At 64.4% G+C, this 15,789-nt stretch carries 8 protein-coding genes; 5 read left to right on the top strand and 3 right to left on the bottom strand.

Annotation, left to right across the window (positions count from 1 at the left end):
- Positions 1–13 precede the first annotated feature (13 nt).
- A complete protein-coding gene (mobF, locus tag PKD89_RS13940; protein WP_289011789.1) occupies positions 14–3,400 on the bottom strand; it encodes a MobF family relaxase in 3,387 nt (1,128 codons plus the stop codon).
- Positions 3,401–3,987: 587 nt separating this feature from the next.
- On the opposite strand from mobF, the gene PKD89_RS13935 reads away from it, so the two are divergent.
- The 3 genes from PKD89_RS13935 (at position 3,988) to PKD89_RS13925 (ending at position 12,085) form a co-directional block, all read left to right on the top strand.
- A complete protein-coding gene (locus PKD89_RS13935; protein ID WP_289011788.1) occupies positions 3,988–4,359 on the top strand; it encodes a hypothetical protein in 372 nt (123 codons plus the stop codon).
- 179 nt (positions 4,360–4,538) lie between these two features.
- The gene (locus PKD89_RS13930; RefSeq protein WP_324332503.1) at positions 4,539–9,392 is read left to right on the top strand and encodes a DEAD/DEAH box helicase; all 4,854 of its coding nucleotides are present in this window, start codon (positions 4,539–4,541) and stop codon (positions 9,390–9,392) included.
- Positions 9,393–9,631: 239 nt separating this feature from the next.
- A complete protein-coding gene (locus tag PKD89_RS13925; RefSeq protein ID WP_289011786.1) occupies positions 9,632–12,085 on the top strand; it encodes an ATP-dependent nuclease in 2,454 nt (817 codons plus the stop codon).
- A 667-nt stretch (positions 12,086–12,752) separates the two neighbouring features.
- Here PKD89_RS13925 and PKD89_RS13920 read toward each other — a convergent pair.
- Both PKD89_RS13920 and PKD89_RS13915 read right to left on the bottom strand, forming a co-directional pair.
- The gene (locus PKD89_RS13920) at positions 12,753–13,256 is read right to left on the bottom strand and encodes a hypothetical protein (protein WP_289011892.1); all 504 of its coding nucleotides are present in this window, start codon (positions 13,254–13,256) and stop codon (positions 12,753–12,755) included.
- Between the two features lie 25 nt (positions 13,257–13,281).
- Positions 13,282–14,316, bottom strand: a complete 1,035-nt coding sequence (locus tag PKD89_RS13915; protein ID WP_289011891.1) for a D-alanyl-D-alanine carboxypeptidase family protein — start codon at positions 14,314–14,316, stop codon at positions 13,282–13,284.
- 151 nt (positions 14,317–14,467) lie between these two features.
- Here PKD89_RS13915 and PKD89_RS13910 point away from each other — a divergent pair, with 151 nt between their 5' ends.
- Positions 14,468–15,082, top strand: coding sequence for a hypothetical protein (locus tag PKD89_RS13910; protein ID WP_287376576.1), 615 nt, complete (start codon positions 14,468–14,470; stop codon positions 15,080–15,082).
- Positions 15,079–15,789 (top strand): hypothetical protein (locus PKD89_RS13905; protein ID WP_324332502.1); only part of this gene is annotated, 711 nt, incomplete at its 3' end. The genes PKD89_RS13910 and PKD89_RS13905, both read left to right, overlap by 4 nt.

Here is a 15,789-nt window from a genome sequence, read left to right as displayed (position 1 = left end):
CCGCTGTTCTCCTTCATCTGGTGATCACCGGCGCAGTGGTCTGCGCTGGTTGGTGGGCCGTGGCGTGTCCGGTCCGGTACTGGTTGATGTCGCCCATGAGCTGGGCGTGGGCTCGTCGCCCGGCATCGCTCGCCGCGTGTGCTGCGAGCGGGTCGGGCTGGCGAAGGGTGCTGTGGGTGTCGGCGTACACCAGCGATGCGTTGGCGAGCTGGTCCCACGTGTCGCCGCCGGCGTGGTCGGGGCGGGGCCCGATCCGGTTGGTGACCCACTCGGGTGGGTCGGCGGCGAGCCGGCGGAGGTGCGCATATCGACCCTGTACCGACAGCGTTTGCGCGTTCAGGTCGGCGGACATCCACTCGTTGGAGTCCGCCGGGAGGGTGTCGGCGACCTGCTGGGCGCGGGCGGTGAGGACGGCCCACGGGTCGTTCGCACCGTCGAGCGATGCCTGCGTGATCTGCTCGACGGTCGTCTGAGGGGAGATGCCGGTGCGGGTGTAGCGCTCCCTGATCGCGCCGACCAGTGCGGAGGGTGGCTCGCCGATATTCAACCCGGCGCCGGTGAGCGCTCCGACGGTGCTGGTGTGCACCTCGTGGTGGAGGTGGTGTTGCCAGGCGGGCAACGCCGCTCGCAGGGAGTACGGATCGACAGCATCGCGCAGCGCCTGGGTGGCGCTCTGCGCTTCCGGCGCTCGCTCGATCGCCAGGTGAAGGGCCGCCTCGGCGGTGGTCGCCGGTTCGCCATCGACCCACTCGGGATGGTCGGTGCTGTCAGTAATCACCCACGCGCTGTTCGCCGCACGGCCCCGCGTCAGCGCAACGTAGAGGGCCTCTCGGCTCACGTTTGGATCGCACAGCAGGTGCGCCACGTCGACCGTTCTGCCTTGAACGGCGTGGGCGGTACCGGCGTAGGCAAGCTCGACGTGAGCGTCCACGTAGGCACGAGGCAGCCGGGCTTTGGCTCCACCGTTCTGCGACTTCACGGTGAGCGACCCATCTCGATGGACACGTCGGACGGTCCACGTGTCCCGGTTGCGGACGAACCCACGTTGACCAGCGGTGATCTCCCGGTCGTTGCGCCGGGTGCGCACCAGGTCACCGGTGCCGGCCTCGTTGCCGTCACGCAGCACCACCTGGTGGTGTGCGCTGACCGTTCCCCGACCGATGAGATGCTCTCGGGCCGCACGTGCGAGCGCTGACGCCTGGTCGTTGGTCTGGGTGACCATCACCGTCTCGCACCTGTCCTGGTCGGCAATCCACGCGTCGAGGACCTGCGTGTACATCTCGGCTTCGTTGCCGCCGTGGATGCGCTGGTGCTCGGCGTAGAGGTCGACCACCGTCCCGTCGCCCTCCCTCATCCGGGTGGACGCCTCGCGCTCCCACGCGTGCTGGAACCGGTGGATCTCCTCGAGGTGGAGGGCGTTGACCCGATCGTCCGACACCATCAGCCCAAACGCACCACCTGCGCCGGGGGCATCCAACTGCAGCGGATCGCCGACCGCGAGGACCTTGCAACCGGCCGCAGCTGCGGCCTGTTGGATGCGCTGGAGGTCGAGGGTCGGAACCATTGCCGCCTCGTCGACGATGATCAGGGTGCCCGGCTCCAGGTGGGCTCCCCAGGTTGCCCACTGGGCCGGGTCGGCCGGATCGGCACCGTAGGTGCGGCACTTCCTGTTGGCGGTTGCGAACCAGCGGGCGGTGTTCTCGGCGTCGATCCCCGCCGCCTCGGCGAGCTGATCGGCCGCTACCTGGGATGTCGCTAGGCCTAGCACCCGGGCTCCGTTGGTGCGCCAATGGTCGGCAAGCGCCCGCATCGTGGTGGTCTTGCCAGATCCAGCGGGGCCGACCAGCACGTCCACCTGCCGAGTGGAGGTGGACACGCCGAGCGCAGCGGCGCGTTGGCTGACGCTCAACTGCCCACCGAACTCGGGAACGACGTCACCGGCGGGCGGCACGAACACGGCGTCGGTGTGGGCGGCCTCGACCAGATCCGCTTCGGCGGTGAGGAGCCGGTTGGAGGTCCACCGGTGCATCCCGGTGGGTCCCTGGGGGTCGATCACGGTGTTGGTGACGTTCACCATCTGGCCGGTGATGTCGTCCACCAGGCGGGCGATGATTTCGTCCTGTTCGGCCTGGTCGGGGCGAAGCACACGCTTGGGGTGGTTGCGTTCGGCGTCCAGGAGGGCGGCGGGCAGGTGCATCCGCACGGCTGCTTCCACGCCCCAGGTCGACCACGTTGACGACTGGCCGTGGAGCGCATCGAACACTCGACTGATCGCCTGATCGACGTCCACACCGTCGGCGCCGACGTGTGCGCGTGGCGCCAGGGTGCGGCCAAGGATCCTGTCGCCATCGAAACCGGCCCGAGCCATCTCCTCTTCCCACCCAGCCCGCAGCTCGTCGGGGTGGGGTGCGCGACCGTTGGGTTTGGGCGCCCGGGTGCGCAGCCGGACGCCCTGCATCATGCGGTGATAGGTGCGACCCGAGTGAAGGGCCCTGCCTCGACCCTCCGGACTCCCGACCTCATCACGCACCGCAGAAGCGATGTCGGCGGCGCGTTTGGACCACAGGCTCCGCAGCTCGGCGGGGATTCCGACGATCTCCCGAGCGGCCCCGGTGGGTACCGACCACTCGACGCCGAGCCGGTCGGTCAGCTCCGTCTCCAGCGTTGCGAGGTACCGGGCGTTACCCACCGCCGATGATGCGTAGATCGCCTGACCGTCCAACGCCCGCCATTTCCCGTCGCCCTCGATGCGCCCCTTGTTCAGCACGGCGCAGTGAGTGTGGAGTTGCGGGTCGCCCGACCGGCTGGTGCGGTGCTGCCAGCGAGACACGATCAGCCCCTCGACGCGCTCGTGGTTCACCCCGTTTCGGCCGGTTCGTGTCCACGCAGCTTCGCGCTCGATCCAATCGATGACCGAGGTGATCGCAGCATCATGGGCGGCCTCAACCGCACTCGCGACGACGCTGTCGCCGATCGCCCACAACGCCGACACCGACTTTGGTGGACTGAAGGTGAGGTCGTATGCGGCGCAGGGACGCCGCGATCCCCGCATTGCCTCCTCCTTGCGAATCGTCGCGATCTTCTCGGCGGTCGGCTCGGCTAATCCTCGAATCCGGTCGTCGGCCCGCTCGGTCCAGGTCTTGTAGGTCGCCCACCGGGCACCCATCTGGACGCCCTCGGGTGTTTCGCCCCGTCCGTAGAGGGCCTCCACGGCGTCGCTGTCGGGGTTGATCTCGCCGACCAAGCCGAGCTTCTCGGCCTCGGCTCCGGTCCAGCGACCGCACCGCTCACCCTTGCCGCCGTAGTACTCCATCGAGTCCTTGGTGACGCCCTTGGACAGGTACTCGTGGCCAGCGCCTGCCCCGATCTTGCCGATCGACAGCATCTCAAGCCGCCACAACGGAGGTCTGTTCGGGAGCCACTGATGGCGAACATACACACCGGGGTTGCCCGTTCATCGAAAGATGCAAGTGTCTGTAGTACTGGGTAGTAGGGGGTGGTGTTGGTTGTCCGGCGGGCTGGTCCATGCGGCACGTGAACTGGAAGCGCGCGGGCGGAGTCGGTGCCGGCGGATGGGCGGGCGGGCTGGGTCAGCGGCGTTTGGGCTGCGATGCCGTTGGGGTGCTGGCTGGCATCTGGGCTGTGCCGTGCCTGCGAGGTTGCTGACCGTGCGGCTGACGGTGGGCCGGGCGTCTGCGATTGTGGGCAACGCCCCACCCGACTCTTATGGGGCTTGTCCACACGAGCGGTCGACCGGCAACGCGGTTGTCCCCCTCCCGGCTATGCGCCACCGGGGCGACACCCCATACAGGGCGTGACGCTGGCGGGTTGTGGGCAACCGCCTCGGCTCGAGGACGAACGGTTCCACCCATTGGGATCAGGGCACCGGCTGCAAGGCCTCGTGTCCAACCTCTCCGGGCCATTCACACTCTGGGCAGATAGCACCGGACCGTGGCCCGACCGTCGGGCCGGGACGGAGATGAGGCAATGGCAAAGAAGCGGACCGAGCTGGAAGCCCGGCTGCTCGAGGAGCACGGGCGTGTGATCAGCGTGGTACAGCGTTGGCAGTCCGAGCAGCAGGCGGTCGACGAGGTCCGCGCCTCGCTAGCGGAGGCGGAGGCACGACTGGACGAGGCCGTACTCGAGGGTGCCAAGCTCGGCGACCGGTCCATGGTGGCGCGACTGCTGGATCTACCCGAGGCTCAAGTTCGGAAGGCAATCGCGGCGGCTCGTCGGGCGGTGAAACAGCGAGACGCTGCACGTCAGTCCGGGAACCCCAAGGCAGAGCGAGCATCTGAGATGGATCCGGGGATGAACGCCGACGCTTCGGGTGAGGCTGCGACGCCGGCTGCCGGCTGACGCAGCGCTGACGGCCGCCATTCGCCGCCGGCCGCTCCACGGGTAAGGCTCGACGGACGCGAGGTGAGGGTGGGAACGCCCGAGCTACGACAGGCGACGCGCAACAGTTGGGTTTCGTCCATTTCTCGCTCCGAACTACCCTCGCCTCCGGCGGTCCCGGGGAGAGGTGAGGGTCAAGAGTGACGACGTTCCGTCAGTTGTTGGAGGAGTTCGACGCTTCGGCGAAGACGACCGCTGCGAAGGGCCGCCGGTTCGAGGAGTTCTGTCTGGACTATTTCCAGACCGACCCGATCTGGAAAGAACGTTTCGATGCGGTGTGGCCGTGGATGGATTGGCCGGGCCGGGAGAGCGAGGCCGACGCCGGGGTAGATCTGGTCGCCCGCGAGAAGGGCACCGATGATCTGGTGGCGATCCAGTGCAAGTTCTATTCGCCGACGGCGTCGTTGTCGTGGACGGGCGTGTCGACGTTCGTGGGGATGTTGGGCCGCCCGGAGTTCACCTCGGGGATGATCGTGTCGACCGCCGGGTCGGAGTCCCCAAAGGTCGAGGTCAACCTTGAGCGGCACGCCAAGGCCACGACGATCTGGCGTGTCGACGATTTCGAGCGGTCAGCGATCGATTGGGACCAGTTCACATTGTCGAGTCCGTCCCAGCTCCGCATCCGCCCACCGCTGACCCTGCGCCCTCACCAGGAGGCGGCGATCGCCGAGGTGGTTGCGGGGTTCGAAGAGTCAGATCGTGGTCAGTTGATCATGGCGTGTGGCACCGGGAAGACCCTCACGTCGTTGCGGCTCGCCGAGCAGGTTGTCGGTGCGGGCGGGTCGGTCCTGTTTTTGGTGCCGTCGATCAACTTGTTGTCCCAGTCGGTGAAGGCGTGGGCGAACGACGCCACCATCCCGCTGGCAACGTTTGCGGTGTGTTCGGACGCGCACGCTGGAGCGCGTCGGCGCGAGGACGAGGACATGTCCGCCAACGACCTGTCGGTACCGGCGTCGACGAACACCGAAGCCCTGTTGGAGGCCATCGACGCCCGAGCGTCGGACACGAACATGTCGGTGGTGTTCTCGACATACCAGTCGATCGATGTGATCTCGAAAGCCCAAGCCGATGGGATTGGGCAGTTCGACCTGGTGATCTGTGATGAAGCGCACCGCACCACCGGTGCGTTCACCGACATCGACGATCAGTCGATGTTCACCAAGGTTCACTTCGACGAGTACGTGAAAACCGCCAAGCGGCTCTACATGACCGCCACACCGAGGGTGTACGGGGACCAGGCGAAAGCGAAAGCCGCGGACGCTGACGTGTTGGTGGCGTCGATGGATGACGAGTCGACGTTTGGGCCGGTGTTCCACGAACTCCGCTTCGGTGACGCTGTCGCACAGCGGTTGTTGACCGACTACAAGGTGCTCGTCCTGGCGGTCAACGAGGACGAGGTGTCGTCTGCGTTCCAACGACAACTCGCCAGCACCAGCGGTGAACTGGCGCTCAATGACGTGTCGAGGATTGTTGGGTGCTGGCACGCACTGTCCAAGCGGGGCCCGCAGTTCGAGGGGGACAACCATCCGATGCGCCGGGCCGTAGCGTTCTCGTCGACGATCAAACAGTCCAAGGCGTTCACCGAAGCGTTTCCGGAGATCGCCAACGAAGCCCTCGAGGAACGAGCTCATCGCAACGCGGTGAAGATCGAGGCCCAACACGTCGACGGCAAAACCAACGTCAAGGTCCGCTCAGAGGCGGTCGCGTGGCTCGAGGAGCCACCCGGGCAGGGTGTGTGCCGGGTCCTGTCGAACGCGAAATGTCTCACCGAAGGTGTCGACGTCCCCGCGCTTGACGCGGTGCTGTTCCTCCAACCCCGCAAAAGCATCGTCGACGTCGTCCAAGCCGTCGGTCGGGTGATGCGCCTCGCTCCCGACAAAGAGTTCGGGTACGTCGTCCTCCCGGTTGCGATCCCCGCCGGTGTCGCCCCCGAGGACGCCCTCCGGAACCAGAAGGACTACCAGGTGGTCTGGCAGGTCCTCCAAGCGCTCCGCTCCCACGACGAACGCCTCGCCGCTGAGATCAACAAGATCGACATCAACAAGACGTCCTCCAAAGTTGAGGTCATCGGGATCGGCCTCGGCAACGGCGGTGACGACCCGGCCAACCCCGGCGAAAAGATCACCACCACAACCACCCAATCGGCCGGCACCCAACTGGAGCTACCCGACCTGCACGAGTGGCACGACGCCATCTACGCCCGCATCGTCGAAAAGGTCGGCAACCGCCGGTACATGGAGTCCTGGGCAGCCGACATCGCCCAAATCGCGTCCGCCCAAGAAACCCGGATCCGCACCCTCCTCGACCACCCCGACCAGAACCCCCAAGCAGTCGCACGGTTCGACGAGTTCCTCACCGCATTGCGGAACAACCTCAACGACGGGGTCTCCCGCGACGACGCGATCGGGATGCTGTCCCAGCACCTGATCACCCGGCCGGTGTTCGAAGCGCTCTTCGGCGGTGACCAGTTCACCCTCAACAACCCGGTGTCCCAGGTCATGCAATCCATGATTGACACCCTCGATGACGCCAATCTGCAATCAGAGACCGCCACCCTCGAAGGGTTCTACGAGCACATCCGTATGCTCATCGGCGGCATCACCACCGCCGAGGCCCGCCAGAAGGTCATCACCGAGCTGTACGAGAAGTTCTTCAAACGAGCGCTCCCCCAAACCGTCGAGGCGCTCGGGATCGTCTATACCCCGATCGAGATCGTCGACTTCATTAACCGATCTGTCAACGACCTCCTCCAAAAGCACTTCGACGGCACCACCCTTTCCGACGAAGGTGTCCACGTTCTCGATCCGTTCACCGGCACCGGCACGTTCATCACCCGACTCCTGCAAACCGGGCTGATCAACCCAGCCGACCTGGCCCGGAAGTACGCCAGCGAACTGCACGCCAACGAGATCATGCTGCTCGCTTACTACATCGCAGCGATCAACATCGAGACCACCTACAACACCCTCACTAACAAAGGCGGCTACGAGCCGTTCGAAGGGATCGTGCTCACCGACACGTTCCAACTCGCCGAAGAAGGCGACCCCATGGACGCCGTTTTCTTTCCCTCCAACAACGCACGCGCCGACCACCAAAAAGGGCTCGACATCCGGGTCATCCTCGGCAACCCCCCGTACTCCGTAGGCCAAACGTCCCAGAACGATAACAACCAGAACCTCGGCTACCCGACGCTCGACAAGTCGATCGCCGACACCTACGCCAAGCTATCGACCGCCACCCTGAAGAACTCGCTCTACGACTCCTACATCCGAGCCATCCGCTGGGCATCCAACCGCATCCACGACTCACCGGACGGTGGAATCATCGGGTTCGTATCCAACGGCGGCTGGATCGACGGCAACACCGCCGACGGCATCCGCCTCAGCCTCCCCGATGAGTTCCACCACATCTACATCTACAACCTCCGCGGCAACACCCGAACCAGCGGCGAGCAAGCTCGGAAGGAAGGCGGGCAAACGTTCGGGCCGGGTAGCCGCAACACCATCGCCATCACCCTCCTCGTCAAACAACCCGACCCTGTCCCGGACGGCGGCGCTCAGATCCACTATCGAGACATCGGCGACTACCTCACTCGCGAAACCAAACTCGCCACCATCGAGACAGCCACCGTCGCCAACCTGACGTGGGACAGCGTCGAGCCCAATGAGGCCGGAGACTGGGTCAACCAACGCGACTCCACCTACGACCAGCTCGTCCCTCTGACCGGACCCGACGGCATATTCAGTCTGGGCTCTCGCGGTCTCATCACGAGCAGGGATGCATGGGCCTACAACTCCTCCAAGGTCGCTACAGCAATCAACGTTGAGCGAATGATCGACCACTACAACGCTCAGGTCGAAGGATTTCAGGAGGCAGTCGCCGCCGGCGAAGCGGTGCCGGATACCAAATCTGCGGCTTCATGGGTCGACCGCGATCCTCTAAAGTACAGCTGGGATCGCGGAGACTTCCCTAGGCTCGCCAAAGGTCAGTTGTACGCACTCGAACCAACGATGCTGCGCGAAAGTTTGTACAGGCCATTCTTTAGACAATGGGTAGCGTTCGACCGCACGCTAAACAACGAAACCTACCAGCTACCCCGGCTCTATCCGACTCCTGAAACCCACAACTATGGCATTTCCATAGTCACCCATGGCTCCAAACAACCCTTCAGCGCCACGGCGACAAACACCATCCCATGCCTACACCTCATCGGATCGGATACAACCGCTTTCCTCGGACGTTGGCGCTATGAACAGCGGAGCAACGAGCCCACGCTCCTCGACGACCCTACGGACGGCACTTGGACGCGGAGCTCGAACCTCAACGCCGCCGCCATCGGCCGCTTCCAAACCGAACTAGGCGATGACATCACCGATGACGCCGTCTTCTACTACGTCTACGGCGCCCTCCACTCCCCGGAGTTCCGTCAGCGATACAAATCGAACCTCAAGAAAGAAGCACCACGGGTCCCGATGCCACCCGACTGGGCCGTATTCGACGCCTACAGCAACGCCGGCGCCGAACTCATGGAGCTCCACATCGGATATGAGACCATCGAGCCCTACCCCCTCGAAGAACACTGGTCACAAGGCGCCGACCCTGGGGTCAACCCCAAGGTGCTTCGAGTTGGGGACAAGAAGATGCGCTACCCCAAGGTCACCGACCCCGAAACCGGCACCAAGGTCACCGACCGCACCCAGCTGATCTACAACCCACACCTCACCTTGTCAGGCATCCCCGAGCGTGCCCACGACTACAAGCTGGGAACCCGTAGCGCCATCGATTGGATCATCGACCGGTACTACATCAAGACTGATAAAGCATCCGGCATCGTCAACGACCCCAACGCCTGGGCCGACGAGCACAACCAGCCCCGCTACATCCTTGACCTCGTCGGACGGGTGATCACCCTCTCTCTCAGCACTCTCGACATCATCGACGAACTCCCACCGCTGCTCGATGCAACACCTGCCGCTCTGGAGAAGAGGAGTTGATCTTCTCTGAAGCTCAGTATGAGACCGCTCGGCAGCGCCGTCGACATCGGGCGAAGGCAGATAGGGACGGTGCGATACGAACTCATCAGCGACTGTCTGTTTCGGACTTGGCGAAGGCCTGCTGGTGTGAGGAGGCTGCCATTCCTCGGCCATCCAGCTCTACTGCCCGACTAAGCAGAGGGGTACCCGAACGCCAGTTCCACGGGTGGTCTCGGGAAGAGATTGAGCAGCTTTGGGGGATGCCAGTGATCCGGGGTCAGCGCGAGCATCGGATCGCTAACCCGACGGATGAAGATCGAGACCGGGCGCTGTTGGCTGCCTTCAAACAATGCACCCATCACCGCATCGTTTGCTTTGATGAGGAGCGAGAGTATACCGGCTTCGCTTACGAACAATCCTGGCTGGATTGGGGACCCTCAACGAATCTCCTGGTTTTATTCGGGCGAAACGGTGCCGGGAAGTCCCTCGTTATCAACGAATTCGCGAAACATCTTCAGGGGAATCTAGGAGGGGAGTCGGCGGGATTAACCCAGATCACCAGCGAACTCGAGCTAGACCCCAGCAAGATTGCTGACATTCTCTGTGAACTCACCCTCGGATTGAATGCTGCCGAATCAGCCTTCGTTGCTGGCGTGTGCTCTGAAATGCTCCAACAACCTGCTTTCCTACTTGAGAGCCTGGAAGCATCACCGCTCATCGCAAAGTCCGCGAGAACTCGAGCGTGTCTGCTGGAAGCTGACCCGTCCGAAATCTCAAACGAGTGGGTCGGCAGCCTCTACCACAGCGCATTGGCAAGGTTCGGTGCCAGTGACGCACCGGATTGGTTTGACGTACCCCGGACTGAGATTTCCTGGGTCGAATCAGACTCCATCTTCGCGCCAATGGAGCCTCGGTTCAGCAGGGATGCTGCCCTCGATGCGAGCTTTCGGTTGGCGCCGAGGGTCTCCAGGTTCGAAGAGCCTCGAGAGGGAACGGGGTCCTGGCTGGACCAAAGTGTGCAACTCGTCATTCTTGGCAAAGCCAGATGGGACGATGCACTGACCTACAACCCTCCCGTACCAGATGAACTCCGGCGGAGGTTGCCTGATGTTGCGAACGGAACGTGGGTGTCCTCACCCGAGTCGTTCTCGTTCGAGTGGATCGGAGGCGATGGCTATCCCACATCTCCTGGACGCGCCGCTGCGCTCCGAACGTTCGTAAACGGGGACGACGCTCAAGAGCACCTTGTCGATGTACGCACCGAAGACCGGGATGGCCTCCAGCGACTCCTTGACCACCTGCTTGCTGGAGGCCCAGGTAGGTATTCCAACTATGCCGAACGGCTCATCTCGAACCTCGAAGTCCTCCTGGGCGAGTCGCAACCGGTAGAGGGAGAACCCTCGGTTTGGAACGGCATGGGCGTCGAGTTGGCGTTTCGGGCGCGAGTCCTCCTCAAACTGACCGAGGTAGTCGCCAACCAGATCGCGCCGTCCTTTGTATCCGACTACGCACGGCTTCTTCTCCAACCCCCGACCCCCAGAAATCCACAGCTTGGGGCCGACCTCATTACGGGTGACGGACGGATTGAAAAGCTGGAGGACGCCCCATCTGGCATCGCCCGCTGGGTCCTCTTGATCATTGGCGTAGCTCACGAACAGGCAATCGACCATTGGAACGCAGCGGACGCCGTCGAGTTTCAAAAGGTCAGGCGTGACGACGACCCCTGGGACTTGGCAAGCGTGTGGGCCGTCGCCCACCTACTTGCGAAGCTCCGCCCTCCTCCGCCGACACAACCGGTAGTGGTCCTCGCCGACGAACCCGAACTGCACCTTCACCCCGAAGCTGCTGAGGAGGCAGCCACCTGGATAGCCACGCTTGCCCAGGACCGAACAGTCCTTGTGGCCACGCATTCGCCGGCATTTCTCAATCTGCCACCCTCGAAGGCGGCGCTGGTTGGGCTGCGCCGACACGAGCAAACCGGCCTGATCCAACCCTTCAGCATAGGAACCGACGCGTTGGAGCGTCTCGACGCTCTTGGCGACGAACTCGGGCTTGGGCGCAACGCGTTCCTTCACCTGACCAGAGGCGTGGTAGTCGTCGAAGGACGTGCGGACGGAGCAGCTCTCAACGCCCTCGCACCCAACCTCATTAGTCGCAATCGGCTCATCGTCGTCGTGCTGCATGGAAGCAGCAATGCTCGACGCTTCGCCGAGTCCGAAGTGATCCAAAAGTTGGGCATTCCCCTAGCCCTCTTGCTTGACAACACTTCTCAAGATCGGCTCCGGCAGCTCGAAGGGGGAGACGACTCAGACGCGACGCAGGAAAGCCGAACCCAGCTGCGGCTCAAAGAGATCGCTCAGACCACCGGCCTTCCACTCACCCTGCTCAATTTCGATGCTCCCGACATCATCGCTGCCGTGCCGGACGCCGTGATCCATCGCCAGATCGATGGAAGCAGTCAATGGAGCTGGGATCACTGCCTTACGAGGTGGGGTAACGAGTCCAGCCAAGGCGCGATCGGCAGCCTCAACTTCAAGGACTGGGTGTTGGACCAGTGGGGTTGCAGCCGAAAAGCTGGCGGCGCGGAGGTCATCACCTCGCTATTCCAAGAGACCAGCGCGACGGACGAACCGCCCCGAGTTGCCGTGAGGCTTATGAAGGAGCTCGAAGCATGGGCAAACTCTCTTGGGCACTCCGGTCCCCATCAAGGCTAAGCGCCTAAGCAAGGTTTCCGCTCAACGATTCAACCGTCGATGCACATCAAGTACCCCTGGCGCTAGGAGTGAATGGGCGATCGTCGGAACGGATGGACTGCACACCGTTCCAAGGTCCAGAGCGGACCAAACCCTTCCCGCCGAGCGACGGCGAGTGGGTCTCCCATTCCGTCGGCTCGTCATCTTCAAACGAGCGGTGACCAGTATCTATTGGCCGACCGGACTCCGAGGATCAGCACTGAGGGCGTCGAGTAGCGCCGGGACCTGGGGGTGGTTCGGGTTGCGGTGGGCGGCCCACAAGCAGAACGTGAGCTGAGCTGCTTCAGTGCGGAGCATTAAGGAAGTCTCGCCGGTTGTGCTTCTGCCTTGGCACAGCAGCAGATTTTCCTCGAGAAGCTGGGCAGCGTCGATTGCGTGCCATCCCCAGGAGAGAACCTGGGTCCAGGAGCGCATGATCACCTCGTGGCTTGTGGTCGTGACCTCAATGTTCTCGCCCGCGTCCCATCCGGTGCCGTATCGCCACCACACGACACCGGCGGTGACGGTGAGGGCCCGATGTCCGGTCGGGAGCGCTACTGCGGTGGCAACCGCCGGGGGCCGGCGTCCCGGAGCGTGGGGCGCCGCTGGGGGGTGCACGTCTTTGGGGGGTCCCCGCCGACACTGACAGTCACGGCGTGCCGTTGATGGTGCGAACCACGGCCGCCCGCCTTGCGTCGGCAGGGATGAACAGCTCGGGCCAGTCGAGGAGCTCGATGTGTGCGCTCCAGCGGGTGAGGTCCAGGTCCCACGCTGTCCGTCCCCTCACGGACGCGAGGTGCTCGGCGGCTGCGACCGCTCTGCCGGCCTCGGGGTGCGACCAACCGTTGAGACTCATCGTCATGGCGACAACCTCACCCTCCAGCCCTTCACGGCGTGCGTATCCGACGTGTTGAGTGAGGTGGCAGATGCGACAGAGCGGGACGACAGCAGCGAGCGTCTGGCGTTTGGTGGCCAGGTCGAATGTCCAGACCTCGTGGGTCTCCCACGTGCGCCACCCGCTGGCCAGGTTTAGCTCACCGCACCAGGCGCACGCGCCTCCGGTCGTTCTTCCTGCGGCTCGTCGAAGGCGCTGCCAGCCATCCGGGTCGATGACGGTCCGAAGCGACGACCCGTAGGTTGATCGCGGGAGCATCGACGGCAGGATCCTCGATGGAATTTCAGTGCCCGTTACTACTGAAGTGCCAGGATTCGACGGGCCAGTTCGTCAGCCCGAATCGCTTGCTGTTTGCCAGAAGCCATCGAGAGCATTGGTCGCCGAGTCGGACCGTCCCGTCACCGCACGTGAAGTCGATCGCCAACCCGCGCTCGTGCATTGAGGTGCCTGGGCGTGCCGTCGGGGGGCTGCAAGCGGTGCTGGGCTTCTGGTAGATGTCGTAGTTCGAGGTCCCGCAGTTGGCACGACGTGTTCTGATCTGCCCGGCCGGATCCCGGTATCCGCCACCACCCAACGGCAGCCCCGCACCCTGGGCGGCGTTGAAGAGTGCGGCGACGTTGGCGGCCAAGCATCGGTGGACCGTGGTGGTGCCTCGGCGGTGGCGCACTGCGACGGTCTGGTTCGCCGGAACGCCTCCCGACACGGCTGCGCACTCCGTCGGACCTCCTGGCGCGGCGGCGCCACCCTCCCCCGCGGGACCAGGCAGACACGTCCCGGCATCGCTACCGAGCTTGGTGAGCTGGGCGACCGCCGCGGTGGCCTCTGCCATGTACTTGGTGTGGAGGCCCTTCTTCCAGGTCACCCACGAGCCCCAGCCACCGCCCCAGTTCTGGCTCTCCTCCCAGATGCTGTGAGCCATGCGGGCGTTGTCCCACGGGTTTGCCCAGTCGCCGGTCGCCATCTGTTCGGGGTGGTAGTACCCGTTGATCTGCCAAAGTCCGTAGTCGACGCTGCGGTGCTTGTCGGTGTTCTGGTTCGTGAGATGCGGCCGGTGGCTACTCTCAGCTGAGGCGACGGCCACGGCGATGGTCAGGTCTGGCCCGGTGAACCCCGCTGCTGCGGCAACCTGAGCGACGTGGACCGAGTTGAGTGTGTCCGGCCACGGGCCGACGGCAGGCAGTCCCTGTCCCGGTGGGAGGACACACGAGACACCGCCGGCGGCGCCTGCTGCCGCTGCTGACTGCTGGGAGTAGCCCATCCCCATCATGGCGCCGCCACCAAGAACGACCGTGGCGATCACTGCTGCGAGAAACTTCATGACCCAGCTGCTAGCGCCAGCTTGTGGGACTGACCCGCAGGAGACGATGCGCTCCGGAGTTTCAAACGTGAAATTACGTTCGTTTGCCTGTGAAATAGTCCACAGCCGATCGGTTTGAGTGATCGCAGCCGGGTTCTTAGCGTCGGCGTTCGTGGACTACGACCCCGACCTCGTCGACGAACTGATGCACTACGCCCTGATGTCGGCCGATGGGCTGAAGGCGGCGATGGCGCTTGCTCCGTCGGAACCTCACACTCCAACGCTTGAGGAGCGAGCCGTCCGCTGGCGGCTCTACATCCACCGATCTGCGGTGATGCTTCCCCCTGAGTGGTGCGAGCTGGTTCAGCGGTCGTCGACGGATGTTCTGGCGACTGCCAGGCGGCTGCGGAAGGTCAGCGGCGCTGATGAGCTCCGGCTCGTCGAGGCGCTCGCCACCCGCAACTCGATGTCGGCTCGGGCCATGCTCGCCGTGCAGTCCCGAATGGACACCCAGGTGGTGGAGGACGTGCGGGCGGCGTTTGCCGGCGAAGCCGACCTGGTGGTGGCGGTACGACTGGAGTGGCCGCTGCGCATGGCGCTGTGCATGGGGCGCCACATGTTGAACGAGTGGCTGGGGCAGTGGGAGGTGGCGATCAGCGGATTGGAAACCATGACCCGGATCGACCTGGCCGCCGAAGAACTCCTCAGAGGCACCCACAAGTCCGATGGGCTGGGGTCCGAAGCGGAGATCCGGCAAGTGACCGAGACATTGAGAGGATTGCTATGACGCTCGACAAACTGGAACTCCGCAGCGACGAGTGGTTGAACGACCCGCCCGGGTACGTGCACCGGCACGGGTGGCCCGGACCGGTGCGGCTTGCGCCGTGGGGCGACCTCATCGTGGGCAGCCGGGAGCTGATCTCATCGCTGGGGAAGGCCCCCTGGCGGGCCTGCTCGATCGAGTACCTGAGCTTCGGTGAGATCGTCTCCGGTCCTGCCTGGGAGATCGCCCAACGGATCTCGTCGTTCGCCGACGAGGACCGGCACCGAGAGCTGCGCGGCCCGGTCGAGGGTCCCTTCACCAAGGGGCCGATTCGTGAGTTGGGCGACACGGTCCGAAGCATCGCCCGCGAGATCGTGGGCGAGCTCGCACCGGGTGACGACCTGGGCGACGCTGCCCAGCGGTTCGCCGGCCTGGTGTTTCAGCAGGTGCTGGGACTGCGTGACCTCGAGGTGCTGGTCGCCGAGGCACGCAACTTTGCGAAGATCTGGACCTTCGAGTCGGTCAGCCATCGGGATGAACTCGAGGCGGCGTGTGTCCGTTTGTCCGAGATGGCCGACGAGGTGCTGAATGCGCCGGCGACCCCGTTGGCCACGGGGATTGCAACGGCGGAGCTGTCAGACGCCGAGCGGGTCGCCCTGGTAGTTCAGATGCTGGTCGCCGGCTGGGAGACGACCGCCGCCCCGCCCGCGGCCCTCGGGGGGCCGCTGGGC

It is taken from the genome of Candidatus Neomicrothrix sp. (assembly GCF_035329545.1).
GTDB lineage: Bacteria > Actinomycetota > Acidimicrobiia > Acidimicrobiales > Microtrichaceae > Microthrix > Microthrix subdominans.
The sequence above is the reverse complement of the archived record's forward strand: the minus strand, read 5'-3'. Positions and strand labels throughout refer to the sequence as shown.